Source organism: Calothrix sp. CBUCES-K 9914 (genome assembly GCF_059640475.1).
Map to the genome: position 1 here is coordinate 1 of NZ_JBXXZH010000182.1, position 19,404 is coordinate 19,404.

Here is a 19,404-nt window from a genome sequence, read left to right on the forward strand (position 1 = left end):
CCGCGTCTCCCCGTCTCCGCGTCCCCGTGTCAGCCTCTATTAGGGTTTTCTTAGTGGCATTCGCATCCTTGCCCGTCCCAGTAAAACTTATGATTGTTTATGCTCTAAAATTTGTGATGGGCTGGAAATTTTTTATGGGCGCTCCGGGATGCCCGCTCCACAAGAGAGATAATTTTTGCGGGTTTGCAGCTTTATTCGGAATCAAGCTTAAACACAATGAAGTATTATACATCCCTCGTCTCAAGTTGATATTTTAATTATTAGTGCTACTATACGGTCGGCTATATGTAATAAAAAGCACGTTTTCACTGGATATGGAATTTTTGACTATACTTCTATCTGGGTTACTCGGTTTATTAACTCCTGTTGGACTTGTTGTTGACCGCTCCGCAGAAAAAGCTATTCGCTCGCAATTTACTTCTGGACAATTAGAAGTGCGTGTGGACAATGCACCAACGCATCAATTGTTACAAGGAAAAGTTAATCGAGTCAGAATTGCTGGACGTTCGCTACAATTAAGGCGCCAGGACTTTCGCATTGCTACGTTGGAGTTAGAAACCGACGCTATAGAATTTAATCGTCAAAGAAGTGGTAAACGACCTTTATTGTCGCAGCCTTTGCAAGCTGGTTTTAGGGTTGTTCTTACCGAAGCCGATGTTAATAAGCTTTTACAGTCGGAATCATTCTTATCGCGCGTTCGCAAGCTGAACATTGCTTCTATGGGTTCAGTCAATACGGTTGGTAACTCTATATACCGTATTGCAAATCCTAGAGTCAAATTTCTAGCTAATCAACGTGTCAAATTGCAAGTAGAAATACTGGAGGAGGGTAGCAATCAGCCATTACTGGTGACAGTAGAAACAGAAATTACAGTAAAAGCAGGAAAAATTCAGCTAATAAATGCAGTTGCGCTCATTAACTCAGAACAAGTCCCAACTCGATTCTTAAATGTTATAGTAAATAACCTTAACCAAAGCTTAAACTTACGTAACTTGGAAACTGACGGTTTAGTGATGCGAATTTTGAAATTTAATATGAAAGCGTCGGAGCTAGAAATAGGTGCTTTTGTCAGAATTGAACCTTCTTCAAAATGGTTGAATGTCAGGTTATAAGTTCCACTCTCGTGCGGCAGATAGTCATTATACTCATGATTCAAAGCGACAAGGAAGGTAATAAAAATGAGAGAACAAAAAAATAACCGTATCTCTTCTGGTGTAATTGCGGCAGTATCAGCTGCGGTTGTGGCTGTTAGTGGAGGTGTAGCTTGGATAACTTGGCAAGCAACAAACAATAGTACACCGGTCAATCCTCCCAAAGAAAGAGTTAACCCTAGTAATACTAGAACACAAGTTCAGCCAAAGGAACAAACTGCGGAAATCTATTTACTTAAGGATACTGGTAAGAATTTACAACTAGTGCCTCAGCCGGTAAAGGTATCCGCATCTAGAGAAAACAAGAGCGAATTTTTACAAGCTGCGTTCAATAGCTTATTGACCGCAAAAAATGATGGAGACACTAGTAGCACAATTCCATCGGGAACAAAACTACTGGGAGTCAAAATAGAGAACGATAGTGTTCGGGTAAATTTATCTAAGGAATTTACGAGTGGTGGTGGAAGCGCGTCCATTACAGGGCGTGTCGGGCAAGTTGTTTATACTGCCACAACCCTAAACCAAGCAGCTAAAGTTTACATTGACGTAAACGGTAAGCCGTTGGATGTTTTAGGTGGAGAAGGTTTGGAATTAGACCAACCCTTAACCCGTGACAGCTTTACTAAAAATTACCAGCTTTAATCTGTTTCAAGACCGAACATGTTCGGTCTTGAAACATGAAGGCCGAATAATTTCGTCTCAAAACACTAGTTATCCCACAATTTGCGGCGCCTGAAGTGTTGAAACATGAGACGCTTGGTGTAGCGCCTTAAAAATACACCTTAAAATATTAGACCGAACATGTTCGGTCTATATATTGCATAAAGTTTCATTTTGTATTCAAAACGCGAAAGTTTTTGGCTTGCTGTTCGAGTCTGGTCGCGAGACGGTCGCAAACTCGGTTGCAAAGCTCAAAAATCATTTCGTCCTCTACGCGGTAGTAGGCACAGGTTCCTTCACTACGACGACTGAGAATTCCGGCTTGCCACATTACCTTCAGGTGTTTTGAGACATTCGCCTGAGACGTCTGTGTTGCCTCCACCAACTCTTGTACGCATTTTTCTTCATCCCGCAGTAGATGCAACAACTTCAGCCGCATGGGTTCACTTAGCAGGCTGAAGTATTCCGCGACTTGTTGCACAACTTCTGGCGGTACAGGCAACATTTGTTTCATCAGGTTTGATCCGCAACACTACACTGAAATGAGTGAAAATTACATCTCCGTTATATAGATTAATACCTAATCGGGATTTATTCGCACCAAAGGTTGACCATATTCTACCGGTTCGCCATTTTGCACTAGAATTTCGATCACTGAGCCAGATATTTCGGCTTCGATTTCATTCATCAGCTTCATGGCTTCGATGATACACACTGTATCACCTTTACGGACTCGACCGCCTACTTCGATGAAAGGAGCTTCCCCTGGTGCGGACGCACGATAAAATGTTCCTACCATTGGGGACGTTACTTCCACGAGTTTGGGGTCGCTAACGCTCGGTGGATTTACTGTTGGTGCGGTTGCCCCAATATCCACGCGATTAGCAACAGATTCTACCACAGACGGTGGCATTATGCTCTGTGGTGTCGGGGCACTAGTGGCTAATCCCGTGTTTCCCAATGTACTTAACCCAGCTTGCCCAAAAGACAACATTTGATGAGGAGCGCTAACAGCTTTACGTACTGTTATCTCAAAGTCGTCGCTTTTTAGCGTTACTTCTGCAATATCCGTTTGTGCAATAGTTGTCAATAATTGGCGAATTTCACTAAAATCCAATGGCACAGCTTTTATTACCTCATGCAATTAGGGGCGATGTTCAGATACCTACTTTTTTAAAAATAGAATCTTCAGAATCGGGCGCGGGGTTAATATTTTATTAACTAGGGAATCGGGATTCACACCTTATTCCCGACCTAAATATTTATCCTCGCGCGTATCAATCCGGATGCGTTCTCCTTGTGCTATGAACAAGGGAACCATTACCGAGGCACCTGTTTCTAACTTCGCTGGTTTACTACCACCTGTAGCAGTGTCTCCTTTCACACCTGGGTCAGTTTCGACGACCTCAAGCACTACTGAGTTCGGAAGTTCAACATCAAGCACTTGTTCATTCCAACGAACAACATTGGCTTCCATACCTTCCTTCAGGTACTTGACTTTATCGCCGATTTGTTGTGCAGTCAATCTACCTTCTTCGTAAGTTTCCATATCCATAAACACGTACTCATCACCTTCTTTGTAGGTGTGCTGCATCGTGCTTTTTTCTAAGGTTGCTTGCGGTACGGTTTCACCAGCGCGGAAAGTGCGCTCCACAGTGTTACCAGTTTGAGCATTTTTGAGCTTAGTCCGTACAAAAGCGGCGCCTTTACCTGGTTTAACGTGGAGAAACTCTACCACTCGCCATACAGACCCATCTAATACAATCGAAACACCAGGGCGAAAATCGTTACTGGAAATCATGAAACATTTTAATTTTCAAGACAATCGGCATTTATTGTACCCTGCCGAGCGGAGAAATTTGTTAATTCGTTGGTAGAAGTGTAGGAGTCTGGGAAATTATCAAGGACTACGGCTGAAAAATACAGCAGCCAAGATAATCAGACTTAATAGCACTAAAGGCGCCCATAAGTTGGGATAGTCAGATACAGTCATAAAGTAATAATTTTTACATCCAGTTCCAAAACACCAATTTATAAAGATAATCGATGAAATATAGTACAAAAAGACGTATTGGGCGCGTTATATAATTTTTCTGATACACCAGCGCGCGAAAGCATTATGATATCTCCTGATACAGCGATATGGTTACAGGAACGCACAGCTTTAGGTATTTTATCGTCTTCGGTATTAGATGCTATCGCCGAAGTTATAGAAGAACAAGTTGTACCAGAGCAAACCCAACTTGTAAACGAAGGAACACAGCCAGAGGCGTTGTACATTATTAAAGAAGGTCGTATTGAAACAAGTAGTACTTCTAACAATGCGGCGCCTTGTTGTGGTTTACTTCCTGGTACTGTTGTTAATCTCAAAGAGTTTTTACTTCAACAAGATACTCAATACACAGTTACTACTCTAAGTGAATGTCATTTATGGGTAGTACCAGGGGACAAGTTTCGTGAAATAATTAATCAACATCCAGAAATTGCCCAAGCTGGAAATATATTACTTGCAGACGAGTTAGCACAGTTAGCTTCTGCTTTATCTTACGAGCAAGAATGTTCGTTAGAATTGCGTCCATACTTAGTGACTAAAGCAAAACGTGGTATAGTTGGCACCAGTAAATACGCAAAAAAACTACGTGAGCAAATTCGCGAAGCGACAACTAACCGCGAGTCGGTGTTGATTTTTGGTGAACCTGGTTTAGAAAAAGATAATATTGCTGCTCTAATTCACTATGGCTCAAGTTACCGCCACGAACCTATTATTAAAGTTAACTGTGGTATTCTCCAAATCAGTGGCGCCGATTTGTTTGGTAGGTACGGGGGTAAACCAGGACTGTTAGAATATTTAGAAAATGGTACTTTAGTCCTAAATAATCTCCAAGAACTACCAAAAGAACTTTCTCCGAGCATAAATAATTTAATCAAGACAGGGACATATACATCAATCAACCGAGATAATGTAGAAATTCATGATTTACGGTTAAATCACGCAAAAACTCTCACTCAAATTGTTTCCAAGGCAACTTAAAAAGTGGCCACGCGAAAAAGCTGAGAAATGGGGAGGTTGGTTTCTATATGGTTTATTTGCTGTTATATTTCTGTGGGAAGAACTTTGGAATTTAGAAACACCGCGTATTTATCAGGGTGCTTACTGCTACTTATCACTGCTGGCGCCATGATTTTTTCCGCTCTCTTTGAAAGAAGGTTTTGGTGTCGCTATCTTTGTCCTATTGGAGGAATGAACGGGTTATTTGCAAAACTCTCCATGACCGAACTGCGCGCGCAACAAGGTAATTTAGCACACTATCTACGTTTAGGTGTTAGGAGAAGGAGGACGCATATTACCTATAGCATTTGCTACTTTTAGTCTCAATGGATAATTTTTACCTATTGTAGTCGCACATCCCACAGTAATCTCATTTTTACAAGGTTTTACATTAATATTAGGAGCATTCTTAGCCTTTGTACTCACACAGGAAATTGGGTGCCAACCTATACGGGTATTAATTTGGCAACATTTATCAACCGTAATTTTAACAGTTAGCTTGTGGCAACTAGTAGCGTAATTACGTTATTACGTAGGTTGGCTTCGCTAAAGCGTAACCCAACATAAATATTAGTAATATACAGGGACGGACGGAACGCCCATCTACAAGATGCCCATCCCATAAAACATCCACATGCAGAAAGTTAAAATTTTTGCATAACTTACTAAAGCGTAGAAATATTAGAGATATAGTAAGCAATCTAATATACAAATACGCTTAAAAGTCTTTATGCCCAACAGTTTTAAGACTTATGCCCTTGCCACCTTGGTATTTTTCGTAGTTTCTCCAGTGGGTTTAGCAGCAAAGACCCTAAAAACCCAGCCAATATATAACGAACAAGCAAATAATACTACAGTGCCAGCAGATAAACTTTTTCAGGAGGGTTTACAGCAATATCGACGTGGTGAGTATTTAAAAGCTCTGTCTACATATCAACGAGTATTGGAAATTAGGCGCCAACAAGGAGATAAAGCTGGTATTGCTCAAACTCTTAACAATATGGGTGAGGTTTATTACTGGTTACAGGATGGAAAAAAAGCTAAAGAAGTTTTACAGCAAGCACTGGCAATTCGTAAAGAACTTAAAGACTTATCTGGAGAAGCCGAAACTCTTAATAATTTGGGTTTAGCACATATTCTCTTATTAGAGTTTGATAAAGGATTCCCGACGTTACAGGAAGCTTTGAATATATATTATGCACTCAAAGATAAACGAGGAAGAAGCATCACTCTAAGTAATTTGGGAGCAGCAGCTGGCGCCAGTGCTTTGCGAGGTAAGCTTGAGCTGCCTGCATTCAAAAAAAGTTATTCTATATTCCTTAAAGATTTACAGAAAGCACTGGCAATTCAGCAAGAAATTGGCGATAAATTTCTCGTTAATATCACACTCATCCGTATTGCTGAAGTTTATCAGTTATTAGAAGACTACCCGCGCGCTTTGGAATCATCGAACCAAGCTATCGCAATGAGTCGAGACTTAAAGAATAAAGCATTAGAAGCGTACAGCTTGCTTGCAGTCAAGGATGTGTATGTCGCTCAAAAACAACAAGAACGTGCTTTAACAGTGTTTCAGCAAGCTTTATCATTAGCACAAGAGACAGGCATAAGAAGACTTGAAAGTAATATATTGCTTTCATTGGGTTCAATTTACTCATCTCAAAAAAAATACGATTTGGCTAATGCTATGTATGAAAAAAGCCAAATTATAGCTACAGAACTTAAAGATAAATTAAATTTATTTTTATTACTATTAGCCTATGAACCTTTGAGAAAGCATTCCAAGCAAATAGAAATTTCTCAGCAACTTTTGATGATTGCTAAAGAAGCAAAAGATTATGAAAGCGAACTATTATATTTAAGCATAATAGTTCAAACGTATAATTTATCTGATAACAATCGAAAAGTAATTGAATATGCTATACCACTTTTAGAGCTTGCACGTACTATAAAAAAACCAGAGAGCGAAGCATTTGCATTAGTTGCTTTAGGTAGCGCATATAATTCGCTGGCTGTTTCTGAGGCAGATTATCAAAAAGCAATTGGGGTTACTCAACAGGGTTTAGAGATAGCAAGACAAATCAAGAAGCGTAACATTGAAATTTCAGCGTTAAATACTTTAGGTTCTATATATAGTTCACTCAGTGAATTTGAAAAAGCTATCGAATTTACACAAGCAAGTTTAAAACTTGCCCAAGATGCTAAAGATTTACCAACACAGGCTGATGCATTTTCAACTATGGGTAAAATCTATTTGGATTTAGGGAACTATCAAAAAGCTGATGAATATATGAAAAAGGCTATAGCAATATTAGAAACAGAGATCAAACGAAATAATTTGACTGATTTAACTGAAATAGTAGATTTACTAAAATCAACAAAATTATTTGTTAATACTATCAAATTTTATACTGAAGGAGACTTTATAAATACTGTAGCTTCTGCCCAGGAAGGCTTAACTTTTGCAGAAAAAATATCCAATTCTCAGCAAGCTGTAAAATTGAAAGCTGGTAATCTGATCTTTCTTGGACTTGGTTATGGTGGATTAAAAAATTATCCTAAAGCGAATGATACGTTCCAAAAAGCCTTGTTAGTTGCTAAACAATCACAAAACCCTACTTTAAAATCTGGTATTTTATTTTTAAATGCCAGCATTTATAGGCAATCTGGACAGAAAGATAAAGCGATTAGTACATATAACGAAGTACTAGCAATTTCTCAAGACGCAAAATTACCAGGAAGTCCAAGTACTTATGCTCAGGTAGGTTTAGCACGAACCTACCGTGATTTAAATAAACCAGCGACCGCAATTACATATTATAAGCAAGCAATTAATGATATTGAGCAGATTCGTCAAAAAAATCGTAAGCTTTCCAAAGATTTACAAGATTCTATTTTACAATCATTTGCGGATATTGACAGAACAAAAACATCTGATATTTACCGCGAACTGGCAAACTTACTTATTTCTCAAGGAAGAGTTAGTGAAGCGCAACAAGTATTAGAACGGCTAAAAATTCAGGAGTTAAAAGATAATGATGTCACTGCGACTACAAAAATTACACCTCCTCCCATTCAATTAAACGAAGGAGAGCAAAAAATAAATCAATATGGGAATTCAGTAATTGCTCTGGCAACTCAAGTCAGCGAGTGCGAAAAAACAAACTGTCAACAAAAAAGTCAATTACAGGAAAAGCTAACTGCCGTTGTTAATGAATTCAACAAAGACTTAGATAAAATAGAAAACGAGATAAATTCACGTCTTGCTAATGACAAAGGTGCCTTTCGTCCAGATAGTCCAAAAGCAAAGGAAATAGTCAAATCCCAACCAGGTACAGTAATGATTTACCCCTTGGTATTAGAAGACAAAATTTGGTTGTTATTGTATTCTGGGGATGCAGGTAAGAAGTTTGAAGTTAAAGTATCACGTCAGGAATTAGGCAATACAGTCAAAGAATTTCGCTCTTTGATGGAAGAGTGCGAAAAACGCACTTGTGGTTCACAAGACATTGCAAAAATACAGCCAGTTAGCCAAAAACTTTATAATTGGCTAATTAAACCTCTAGAAGGAGAAATCAAACAAAATAAAGTTAGAAATTTAGTATTTGCACTAGATAGAGTAACGCGCTATATCCCCATGAGCGCACTGTTTGATGGAAAACAATACTTAATTGAAAACTACACTGTTTACAATGTTCTTTCAGCAGATTTAACGGACACAACTGCAACGCTACCTAAAGGAACACAAAACACATCAATTTTAGCAATGGGTGTTTCGCAAGCTATAGGCGGTTTTGGTTCATTACCTAATGTACCTAAAGAATTAAACTTAATTGTTAAAACTAGTACTAATAATCAAGGCATCTACCCAGGAAAAGAGTATTTAAATAAGGCTTTTGACTACCGTACTCTGCAAGATAATTTAACAGGAAAGAATATTTTACACCTTGCAACCCACGGTGAATTTGTTCCAGGTAGTAAAGATGCATCTTACTTACTCTTGGGAAGCGGTGACAAGCTAGCCATACCACAAATTAGAAATTTGACAGGATTAAGCAACATTCATTTAGTCGTATTATCAGCATGTCAAACAGCACTTGCTGCCCCCTTGCAAGATGGAACAGAAATTGCCAGTGTTGCTTATTATTTTCTCAATAGCGGCACCAAGTCAGTAATGGCTTCGCTATGGCAAGTTGCCGATGAAAGTACAAGCTTGATGATGCAAAGTTTTTACAAGAATATGGCTGTTGATGCAAAACCTACCAAAGCTGAGGCTTTACGTCTAGCACAACTAAGTCTTCTTTCTGGCAAAGAAGTCACCATTGATGATATTAAACGTGGACTGAGTGTCACATATACACCAGGCGCCAACCAGAAAACAACAACGCGCGCTAACTTTGCACATCCTTACTACTGGGCACCGTTTATTCTAATTGGTAATGGTCTTTAACAAACTTCCAATAAAATAAATCAAAATTTCTGATAAATGCAAATCTCTTCTGGAATGGGTGTCCTCATTGTTATCAACTTAAGGTTTAAACCCATTTGTCAACGAGAGATTTTGTTAATAACGAAGTATAAAGACGGACTTTTATCCTGCTTTTATACGCAATTTTAGAGCGATGCTGATGAAAAAAGCATAATTACTTATGGAAGTAACCAGTTTAGCGAAATGTTGCACCGTACTTTTAAAAGGTTAGTGAAGAATTAATACCAACAAAGCTTTATAATTTCCTTGATACACCAACGCGCGCGGAGAACGCATTATTATGATATCTCCTGATACAGCGATATGGTTACAGGAACGCACAGCTTTAGGTATTTTATCGTCTTCGGTATTAGATGCTATCGCCGAAGTTATAGAAGAACAAGTTGTACCAGAGCAAACCCAACTTGTAAACGAAGGAACACAGCCAGAGGCGTTGTACATTATTAAAGAAGGTCGTATTGAAACAAGTAGTACTTCTAACAATGCGGCGCCTTGTTGTGGTTTACTTCCTGGTACTGTTGTTAATCTCAAAGAGTTTTTACTTCAACAAGATACTCAATACACAGTTACTACTCTAAGTGAATGTCATTTATGGGTAGTACCAGGGGACAAGTTTCGTGAAATAATTAATCAACATCCAGAAATTGCCCAAGCTGGAAATATATTACTTGCAGACGAGTTAGCACAGTTAGCTTCTGCTTTATCTTACGAGCAAGAATGTTCGTTAGAATTGCGTCCATACTTAGTGACTAAAGCAAAACGTGGTATAGTTGGCACCAGTAAATACGCAAAAAAACTACGTGAGCAAATTCGCGAAGCGACAACTAACCGCGAGTCGGTGTTGATTTTTGGTGAACCTGGTTTAGAAAAAGATAATATTGCTGCTCTAATTCACTATGGCTCAAGTTACCGCCACGAACCTATTATTAAAGTTAACTGTGGTATTCTCCAAATCAGTGGCGCCGATTTGTTTGGTAGGTACGGGGGTAAACCAGGACTGTTAGAATATTTAGAAAATGGTACTTTAGTCCTAAATAATATCCAAGAACTACCAAAAGAACTTTCTCCGAGTATAAATAATTTAATCAAGACAGGGACATATACACCAGTCAACCGAGATAACGTAGAAATTGAAGCTAGAGTCAGTAATGCTCGCATTATTATTGTTTCAGAAAAATCAATGCCGCAAGTCGAGCGCGCAGCTGGAACAATAATTAAAGTACCACCATTACGAGTACGTAAAGCTGATATAAAATCACAGGTTGATTATTATATTAGTCTGTACTCGCGCGCACGGGGAATTCTCAAATCGCACGTTACACCCGAAGCATTACGTCGGTTACAGTCATATGACTTTCCAGGCAATATCAAAGAGCTAGAAAACCTAGTTGAACGGGCAATAGTTCAAGCACAAGATGAGAATGAACTTACCGAAGAAATCTTTTGGTCAGCAGACACCAAGAAAAAACGCTTTCGAGTCAATCTATTAAATTTATATCCTGATTTACGAAAATTCCTTCGCAGTGACTGGTATCCAGACCGAATAAACTACGGTTTTACAACTTTTGCTTTTGCGTTTATTGTCCTGGTATTATTTCTTGGTCCACAAACGCGCGATAAAAACTTCGTATTAAATTTATTCTGGTCGTGGTGGTGGATGGGGTTTTTATTTTTATTCCCCTTCCTTGGACGGATATGGTGCGCGTTTTGTCCATTCATGATTTACGGTGAAATCACGCAAAAACTCTCACTCAAATTGTTTCCAAGGCAACTTAAAAAGTGGCCGCGCGAAAAAGCTGAGAAATGGGGAGGTTGGTTTCTATATGGTTTATTCGCTCTTATATTTCTGTGGGAAGAACTTTGGCATTTAGAAAACACCGCGTATTTATCAGGGTGCTTACTGCTACTTATCACTGCTGGTGCCATGATTTTTTCCGCTATTTTTGAGAGAAGGTTTTGGTGTCGCTATCTTTGTCCTATTGGAGGAATGAACGGGTTATTCGCAAAACTCTCCATGACCGAACTGCGCGCGCAACAAGGTATTTGTTCAGCAAGTTGTACTACTTACCAATGCTATAAAGGTGGCCCGCAAAAAGGTGAAGGCATGGAAACGAACGGTTGTCCGCTATACTCTCATCCTGCCCAACTTGAAGATAACCGCGACTGCGTATTGTGCATGACCTGTTTAAAAGCATGTCCACACCGTTCAGTTGAATTTAACTTGCGTCCTCCAGGTGTAGAACTATGGACTTCTCACGTAGCACATACATATGAAGTCGCTTTGCTATTTTTGATGTTGGGAGGAGTATATTTACACCGCTTACCCGAAATACAAACAAAACTTGGCGTAATAATTGACTTCAGTCAATTCTGGCAACATCTAGCATTCTCACTACTAGCTCTAACAGTACCTTTATTAATCCCCTTCGCAGCATACGGCATAATAAAACTTCAAAAAACAATTAAAAATCGTAGATTTATCGAACTTGCCTATGGATACTTACCATTAGTTCTAGCAGCTAACTTAGCGCATTATCTACGCTTAGGTTTAGGAGAAGGTGGACGCATATTACCTGTAGCATTTGCAACCTTTGGATTAAACGGTGAATTTTTACCCGTCGTAGTTGCACATCCTGCCGTAATTGCCTTTTTACAGGGTTTTACATTAATATTAGGAGCATTTTTAGCCTTTGTACTGACACAGAAAATAGGGCGCCAACCCATAAAAGTATTAATTTGGCAACACCTAGCAACAGTAATTTTGACAGTAACCCTGTGGCAAATAATCGTGTAGGGTGGAATGTCACTGACTTAAGCATTTTGAGGCGCCAACGTGCATTGGGTAGGGTGCGTGAAAGCTATTACTATCGAGCAATGTAACGCAAAGTACAGTGCTTTCACGCACCATTAATACGTTAAGTAAGCAACATTCTCGTGTAGGGTGCGTTACGCCACGAAAAATCGTCATTTCAAACGAAAAATTAAGTGGCGTAACGCACCATCAAGTAGCGTAGGTTGGCTACCCCTTCGGGGAAACCCAACATAAATTTTAATAATACAGAAGGACGGGATGCGTTTTTCACGATTATTGTGTCTAAATGTTAAAAAATAATAAACTACTAGCAAATTGGCACAATGGCGAATATTCTACAACCACCGCGTTTGCGTACTAGCGAAGAAGAATCAGAACGACGCGCGACTTGGCTCGAACTGTTTTATGATTTAGTTTTTGTAGTGGCAGTTTCACAGCTAGCTCATAACCTCAAAGAAGATATTTCGATATCGGGGTTTTTAGGATTTGTTTTTTTATTTATACCTGTGTGGTGGTCGTGGATAGGAACGACGATGTACGCGAATCGCTTTGATAACGATGATATCGGGCGCCGTTTATTCGTTGGTTTACAAATGCTCACAGCCGCAGCTATGGCTGTAAATATACACCACGGTTTAAGTGAAAACTCGGCGGGATTTGCAATGTCTTATGCTTTGAGTAGAATTGTACTTGTAATCGAATATGTACGCGCGGGTAGTTATATACCAGAAGCACGTCCTTTAACTACGCGGTATGCTGTTGGGTTTGCGATAGCTGCTCTTATTTGGATAATTTCTGAATTTGTAGCTCTACCTTGGCGGTTTGCTTTTTGGGGTGTAGGAATAATTATAGACTTGGTGACACCTTTTAGCGCGCGTCAATACCAATTAAAGTTACTTCCCCATGCGTCACATCTACCTGAACGGTTTGGACTATTTACGATGATAGTTCTAGGTGAAGGAATTGTTGCTGTTGTTAATGGTGTCTCAGAACAACATTGGAACATCTATAGCACTATTAGCGCCACTTTGGCATTGACTACCGCATTTAGCTTTTGGTGGGTTTACTTTGATAACCTTGGTGGTACTCCTATTGTAGCCGCAAAGTCTGAAGGGCGAGTGAGGAAAATGTTACTGTGGTTGTACACGCATTTCCCGTTGGTAATTGGTATTGCTGCTGGTAGTGTTGGTGTTGAAGAAATATTATTAAGCGAACAAACTCAACCTTTACCTGATAAAATCCGTTACTTAATGTGCGGTTCCATTGCTTTATGCTGGTTAGCTTTAGCTATTTTGCATCGCACTGGGATTATTCGCTACTGTAAAATGCGTGCGAAATATCGACTTGGTGGCGCCATAGCAGCAATTGCACTTTTATATTTTGGCAAAGGTTTATCACCTGTTGCCGTAATTGCCATTATTACAGCAATCTCGATTTTTCAAGTAGTGCAAGATTTAAGCGGTGCCCGTCCCACAACTCGTATCGCTGATGCTGATATTTGATCCCCCTTAATAAGGCTACCGTGTACACACATCTCAAAAAAATCCCGAATTTATAAGCCTCTCACCCTATAAGGATACCGCTGGCGAATCAGGGGTGGCACCCATCATTTAATAAAAACAGGCGTGTAGAGACCGTACATGTACGGTCTCTACATTCGCTAAAATGACGTAAAATCGTGATGCTGGGGGGTCAGACCTACTATTCGCCAGCCGTATCCTATAAGGGTGGGACTACACGGACAAAGCCCGACGAAAGCGTTCAGGTCTTAGTCTGCGTGAAATTGCCAACTACATTGCTGACTAATCCCACTATTGACATACATTTATGAACTACCCCACCGCATGGCGGATGGGGAATTCCGCGAATCAGTTAAATTAATTTCCTATTGTTATTGACACACTTGGCTTGAGGAAGGTTATCTTGGAAAATGTGTCAAATATCCCGACTACGTAAGAGTGGTGGCAATTACAGATAGTTTCCGGTAATTGCCACCCAACTGTACTCGGTTACTTTCAAGGTTGGAGAAAAGGCACTGGTAGCAAAAGTAACAGTAACATTTACGTTTTAGAAGTCAAGCTCAAATAAGATTTTTTCGCTTAATCAAAGAATAATCTTATATTATAGACAATGCTAGATATAAAGCGCTAGAACGGTCAAAAGGAATACATCATGCAAAGCACTATACCATAATTAATCTGCTAAATATAGTATTTTATTACCACTTTTACCTAGTCGCCTTGTACATCGCCAGATAGAAACTGAAGAGTTGCAGCCCCATTTCGCTTTTATTTACATATTCTTTATCTTTTCCATAGAGAAAGTCCAATACTAGGCATAATTTAGCCTTTCTCTTTGGGTATCTTAAGTTTAAGAAATGTTGCGCCTGATAGCAGCGATTCTAACTTGTTGGTAAGTTTACGGAAAAGCGAATGTTAAACGGACTACTCATTGCCTCCAACAGCATCATCTCGCTGTGCTACTTCATTATTGCTTTTTTAATCTTGCGCCCATTTTTGCGGGGAGAGCAAAAGACTTCGCTGGTGCTGGCAACGATACTGGTTTTCTTGAGTTGCGCTCTGGGACACGGTGGACACGTGTTAATGATGGCACTATCTAATACTGCACATTCCGCGCTGCTGCTGAAACTGCAAATTGTGGTTGATTCCATGACGGCCTGTATCGCGATTACCTACATTGCCCTGCGGCGTTATTTTTCATTTCTGGTTGACGGACCACTGCTGCTGAACCAAACGCAGGAGAAGTTAAAACTGGTTAATACTGAACTACATAATCTCAATACCAAACTAGAGTCTCTAGTTCGTAAGCGCACCCTTGAACTCAGTAGAGCCAACGAAGAGTTAGAAGCCAAAGCTAGTGAGCGCAAGGACATGATTGCCCAGCTTAATCGCAGTAACGCATTTTTGAAAGCTCAACAGGAAGCAGGTCGCGACGGAATTATCGTAGTTGATGAAAATATGCAAATCCTGTTTTACAACCAAAACTTTTACCAGATTTGGAATCTGCCTGAAGAAGTCGCCAGAGAAGGGGATCATTCAAAGATGTTGACTCTCGCCATCTGCCAAATGGTTGACGAGCAGGAGTTTTTAGATAAAGTCAACTATTTATACCAAAACCCAGAAGTTACCACTCACGATGAACTGTTAATGAAAGATGGACGCATCATTGACAGATACACCGCCCCCATTTACGCGCAAGATATTTACTACGGGCGCATTTTCTTCTTTCGCGACATCACGAGGCGTAAAACTATGGAGGAGGAACTGCGTCATGCTAAAGACTTTTTAAAGCTGATTATTAACGTTATGCCCCAGTATATCTGCTGGAAAGATTATAACTCAGTTTATTTAGGCTGCAATGATAAGTTTGCATTAATGGCAGGAGTCAAGCAGCCACAAGAGATAATTGGTAAAACTGACTATGACATGGTGTGGAAAAAAGAAGAAGCAGATTTCTTTCGCGCCTGCGATCAAGAAGTGATGGAGACTAATCAAGCCCAGTTGCACATTATTGAACCAGTGTACCAAGCAAGCGGCAAGCAAGCGTGGGCAGAGACCAGTAAAATTCCTTTGCACGATCTTGAAGGCAAAGTTACGGGCGTGCTAGTTGTTTTTGACGATATTACCGCGCGCAAACAAGCATCGGACGCACTAATTGCTTCCGAGTCTTTATTGAAACTGAAAACGGTGGAACTGGAGGCAACTTTATCGGAACTGAAGCAAGCCCAAAGCCAGTTAATTCAAAGCGAGAAAATGTCCGCACTAGGGCAACTGGTGGCGGGCATTGCCCACGAAATTAACAATCCAGTTAATTTTATCTACGGCAATATACCTTATATTAAAGAATATGTAGAGGATTTAATTTCTCTACTGCAAACCTACAAGGAGGAATGCTCTCAGCCGTCTGAAAAATTATTATCCCAGCTTGAGGAGGTGGACTGTGATTATTTACTAGAGGATTTACCTAAACTACTAAGTTCGATGAGAATTGGAGCCGATAGAATACGGGAAATAGTCTTGTCCTTGCGCTCTTTCTCGCGCCTTGATGAAGCGGCCATGAAAGCAGTAGATATTCACGAGGGTATCGACTCTACAATATTAATTATTCAAAACAGATTAAAAAATAAGCTAGGAACAAAAATTCAACTTATTAAGAGTTACAGTAATTTACCACATGTAGAGTGCTATGCGGGGCAACTAAATCAAGTCTTTATGAACGTCCTGTGTAACGGCATTGATGCTTTAGAAAGCGAGATTGACAACACCAGTCCAACTATTGAAATTAGAACTTTCTTGAAAGAGGACACGCAACCAGAAGAAAAACGAGTAGTTATCACTATTACCGATAACGGCTCAGGCATACCAGAATTTGTTCAAGCCAATATTTTTAATCCGTTTTTTACCACTAAAGAAGTAGGTAAAGGCACGGGACTCGGGCTATCAATTAGCTATCAAATAGTGATGGAGAAACACAAAGGCGTTTTTACATTTAGTTCAGTTCCGGGAAGAACCGAATTTTGGATCGAAATTCCTCTGGTACAAGAACAAAGTAAATAATCTTGGCGTACCTGCAATTATTAAAAACTATGTCTAATGGCTTATGTCTAAAGTTATAAAGTCTGCGCCTAAAAAATCATAATCTATCATAAAATTAAACTTTTTCTATCCAAGCATCCATTTTAATGGACTTAAAATTGACGCTTAAAATCTTTAAACCATGAACCTTGAGAATGAAGCGTTCCTTTATCACCTTCTGCAATTAAAGCATATTCACGACCGCTCAAACCAAGTTCTTCTCGACTGCCATCAGCAAATTCAAAGGTTATGTAGTAACTAGTTGATGTACTGGTGTCTCCTGCTCCTCCCGAAACATGCTGACGTTTACTTACTACTTTTGCTTCTCGGTAAATAATTGGCTGTTTACTATTATAGATGGCAGTAGATATGCCTTTAAAAATTGCAAAACCAATTAAGCCAAAAACTATAGCGAATATGCCAATGAAAAATACTGGAAAAATTAGAGAGAAAGTTGGAAGTATATCAGAGCTATAAGGTTGGGTTGGTTGAGTATTTGCCTGGGAAAGTATAGTTGTTTCTATATTGCCTTTATTGTTAGTAATAACGTACTTAAGATTATTATGTATAAATAAATTTGGCATATTGTTTATGTGCTTATATTTATATGTATATGATTATATACAACGTGCGCTTCCTTGATTCCGCAATAAGAATGCTATTTTTTCAGTTACTCTTGTGGAGCGGCTGTCCCCAGCCGCCTCTTACAAAATTGACTATTAAGCTACTTTTTTCAGTGACTATTAAGCTACTTTTTCAGTGACGGGCAAGGATGCCCGTTCCACAAGATAAAATAACACAAGATAAATTTTTCCTTTTAGATTAAGTGTTTGCAGTTACAGTAACCTGATTGAGAAGCGAGTAAGAATATTAATAATCAATATTTGAGGCAGCTTCTCTTTACTATTGCTGCTGATTATGAAACCACGTATTATTGTTTGTGGCTTAGGACGCACTGGATATAAAGTGTTTCGTTTACTCCGTCAGCAGGGTGCAATGGTGGTGGGTATTCATCAACGCCCTATCCCTGGTGAAACGGGACACGATGTTATTATTGGCAATTTACATACTGCTGAAACTTTGAAAGCAGCAGGTATCGACAGCGCGCACACTTTGGTGATAGCTGGCCCCGATGATGCTATTAATTTGTCGGTGACTATGCAAGCGCGCGTTTTAAATCCTAGTATTCGTATTATTAATCGCTTTTTTAACACTAGTTTGGGTGAACGTCTTGACCAAACTTTGCCTAACCATATGAGTATGAGTGTCGCAGGTTTGGCGGCGCCTGTATTTGCTTTTACTGCGTTGGGTAGCAAAACCGTTGGACATATCAAGCTGTTTGAACAAACTTGGCCTATTCACGAAGAATATATAGATAACAAACATCCTTGGCACGGGCGCCAGATAGATGATTTGTGGGAAAATCGCTCACGAATGCTGATTTACTATCTACCTGTAGATAGTGATACAGATTTAGTATCAGCAGTTTTGGAAAGACGACGTTTGCGCGAAGGAGACAGAATTATTGTTGGCACTAAACCGCGAATACGTTCCACGCGCAAGTCAATAATTACCAAATCTCTCAAAATCATAACTAATATACAGCGCTTCCAAGAACATGCTAGCCCGCTCATTACTATGACCGCAGCACTTGTAGCTATTGTTCTGTTTGCCACATTTATCTATACATACACAAGTACCAATGTTTCCATCATTGATGCGTTGTATTTTGCCGTAGGTATGATAACAGGCGCCGGTGGTAACGATAAAGTTGTCGAACATGCTTCCATCAGCATCAAATTATTTACTGTAATTATGATGCTCGTAGGCGCCGGCGTAATTGGTTTATTATACGCGCTTCTTAACGACTTTGTTTTGGGTACTAGGTTTCGAGAATTCTTAGATGCAGCGCGCGTACCTCCACGTTACCACTATATAGTTTGTGGACTTAGCGGTACTGGGATAAAAATTGTTCAAACTCTCCATGAAAGCGGTCACGAAGTAGTTGTTATTGAACCCGACATTAATAACCGCTTTGTTAATAATGCTCGTAGATGGGGAATACCTGTAATTAACGGTGATGCCACTTTTTCAACGATGTTGCAAGGCGCCAACTTAGAAACAGCAGCAGCACTTTTAGCAGTTAGCGGTAACGATGCCACTAATCTAGAAATTGCTTTGAATGCCAAAGGTATTAAATCAAATGTACCAATAATCGTTCGCTATGCAGACCCAGACTTTGCACGAATGGCACAACAGGTATTTGACTTTGATGCAGTACTCAGTCCCGCAGAACTCGCAGCGCCTGCGTTTGCTGCTGCTAGTTTAGGTGGACGTGTTCTTGGTAACGGTATTACTAGAGATAGTCTTTGGGTAGCTCTCGCAACTTCTATATCTATAACCCATCCCTTTTGTTGTCTAAAAGTTCAAGATGCTGCAATGTTAGCTGACTGTGTACCCCTATACCTCGAAACAAATAACCAAACATTGCACGGTTGGGATTTACTCAGCACAAATTTATGCCCTGGAGACATACTGTATTTAACCATGCCCGCCAATAAATTACACATGCTCTGGCGCCATACTTCAGTAATGAGTGCTGAGTGCTGAGTGCTGAGTAATGAGTGCTGAGTGCTGAGTGCTGAGTAATG

11 protein-coding genes and 1 pseudogene are annotated in these 19,404 nt (G+C 39.7%); 8 read left to right on the forward strand and 4 right to left on the reverse strand.

Going from position 1 to position 19,404, the window contains the following annotated elements; all coding sequences use genetic code 11:
- The first annotated feature begins 314 nt into the window (after positions 1–314).
- Positions 315–1,112: an LmeA family phospholipid-binding protein gene (locus tag AC2JBO_RS31010; protein ID WP_496957481.1), complete on the forward strand. Its 798-nt coding sequence runs from the start codon at positions 315–317 to the stop codon at positions 1,110–1,112.
- Between the two features lie 66 nt (positions 1,113–1,178).
- Positions 1,179–1,793 (forward strand): GerMN domain-containing protein, encoded by a 615-nt coding sequence (locus AC2JBO_RS31015; protein ID WP_496957482.1) that lies wholly within the window; start codon positions 1,179–1,181, stop codon positions 1,791–1,793.
- A 187-nt stretch (positions 1,794–1,980) separates the two neighbouring features.
- On the opposite strand, the gene AC2JBO_RS31020 is transcribed toward AC2JBO_RS31015, so the two are convergent.
- The 3 genes from AC2JBO_RS31020 to efp form a co-directional block, all read right to left on the reverse strand.
- Positions 1,981–2,325, reverse strand: coding sequence for an ArsR/SmtB family transcription factor (locus tag AC2JBO_RS31020; RefSeq protein ID WP_127078275.1), 345 nt, complete (start codon positions 2,323–2,325; stop codon positions 1,981–1,983).
- Between the two features lie 66 nt (positions 2,326–2,391).
- Entirely contained in the window at positions 2,392–2,934 is a 543-nt protein-coding gene (gene accB / locus AC2JBO_RS31025) for an acetyl-CoA carboxylase biotin carboxyl carrier protein (protein WP_496957483.1), read from the reverse strand.
- A gap of 120 nt (positions 2,935–3,054) precedes the next feature.
- Positions 3,055–3,612, reverse strand: coding sequence for an elongation factor P (gene efp / locus AC2JBO_RS31030; protein ID WP_496957484.1), 558 nt, complete (start codon positions 3,610–3,612; stop codon positions 3,055–3,057).
- A gap of 318 nt (positions 3,613–3,930) precedes the next feature.
- Between efp and AC2JBO_RS31035 the strand changes: the two are divergent.
- The 5 genes and pseudogenes from AC2JBO_RS31035 to AC2JBO_RS31055 all read left to right on the forward strand — a co-directional run.
- Positions 3,931–5,106: pseudogene (locus AC2JBO_RS31035) on the forward strand (sigma 54-interacting transcriptional regulator); the annotation flags it as partial.
- A 484-nt stretch (positions 5,107–5,590) separates the two neighbouring features.
- Positions 5,591–9,307, forward strand: coding sequence for a CHAT domain-containing protein (locus AC2JBO_RS31040; protein WP_496957485.1), 3,717 nt, complete (start codon positions 5,591–5,593; stop codon positions 9,305–9,307).
- Between the two features lie 319 nt (positions 9,308–9,626).
- Entirely contained in the window at positions 9,627–12,140 is a 2,514-nt protein-coding gene (locus tag AC2JBO_RS31045; protein WP_496957486.1) for a sigma 54-interacting transcriptional regulator, read from the forward strand.
- Between the two features lie 341 nt (positions 12,141–12,481).
- Positions 12,482–13,660 (forward strand): low temperature requirement protein A, encoded by a 1,179-nt coding sequence (locus AC2JBO_RS31050; RefSeq protein WP_496957487.1) that lies wholly within the window; start codon positions 12,482–12,484, stop codon positions 13,658–13,660.
- Positions 13,661–14,590: 930 nt separating this feature from the next.
- Positions 14,591–16,735: a PAS domain-containing sensor histidine kinase gene (locus tag AC2JBO_RS31055; protein ID WP_496957488.1), complete on the forward strand. Its 2,145-nt coding sequence runs from the start codon at positions 14,591–14,593 to the stop codon at positions 16,733–16,735.
- A 131-nt stretch (positions 16,736–16,866) separates the two neighbouring features.
- Here the strand turns inward: AC2JBO_RS31055 and AC2JBO_RS31060 are convergent, their stop codons facing one another.
- Positions 16,867–17,337 (reverse strand): DUF2500 domain-containing protein, encoded by a 471-nt coding sequence (locus tag AC2JBO_RS31060; RefSeq protein WP_496957489.1) that lies wholly within the window; start codon positions 17,335–17,337, stop codon positions 16,867–16,869.
- 334 nt (positions 17,338–17,671) lie between these two features.
- On the opposite strand from AC2JBO_RS31060, the gene AC2JBO_RS31065 reads away from it, so the two are divergent.
- Positions 17,672–19,363: a potassium channel family protein gene (locus tag AC2JBO_RS31065; RefSeq protein ID WP_496957490.1), complete on the forward strand. Its 1,692-nt coding sequence runs from the start codon at positions 17,672–17,674 to the stop codon at positions 19,361–19,363.
- Positions 19,364–19,404: the final 41 nt, after the last annotated feature.

Coding starts and splice junctions, on each gene's coding strand:
- AC2JBO_RS31010 (WP_496957481.1), top strand. CDS start 315: ATGGAATTTTTGACTATACTTCTATCTGGGTTACTCGGTTTATTAACT.
- AC2JBO_RS31015 (WP_496957482.1), top strand. CDS start 1,179: ATGAGAGAACAAAAAAATAACCGTATCTCTTCTGGTGTAATTGCGGCA.
- AC2JBO_RS31020 (WP_127078275.1), bottom strand. CDS start 2,325: ATGAAACAAATGTTGCCTGTACCGCCAGAAGTTGTGCAACAAGTCGCG.
- efp (WP_496957484.1), bottom strand. CDS start 3,612: ATGATTTCCAGTAACGATTTTCGCCCTGGTGTTTCGATTGTATTAGAT.
- AC2JBO_RS31040 (WP_496957485.1), top strand. CDS start 5,591: ATGCCCAACAGTTTTAAGACTTATGCCCTTGCCACCTTGGTATTTTTC.
- AC2JBO_RS31045 (WP_496957486.1), top strand. CDS start 9,627: ATGATATCTCCTGATACAGCGATATGGTTACAGGAACGCACAGCTTTA.
- AC2JBO_RS31050 (WP_496957487.1), top strand. CDS start 12,482: ATGGCGAATATTCTACAACCACCGCGTTTGCGTACTAGCGAAGAAGAA.
- AC2JBO_RS31055 (WP_496957488.1), top strand. CDS start 14,591: ATGTTAAACGGACTACTCATTGCCTCCAACAGCATCATCTCGCTGTGC.
- AC2JBO_RS31060 (WP_496957489.1), bottom strand. CDS start 17,337: ATGCCAAATTTATTTATACATAATAATCTTAAGTACGTTATTACTAAC.
- AC2JBO_RS31065 (WP_496957490.1), top strand. CDS start 17,672: ATGAAACCACGTATTATTGTTTGTGGCTTAGGACGCACTGGATATAAA.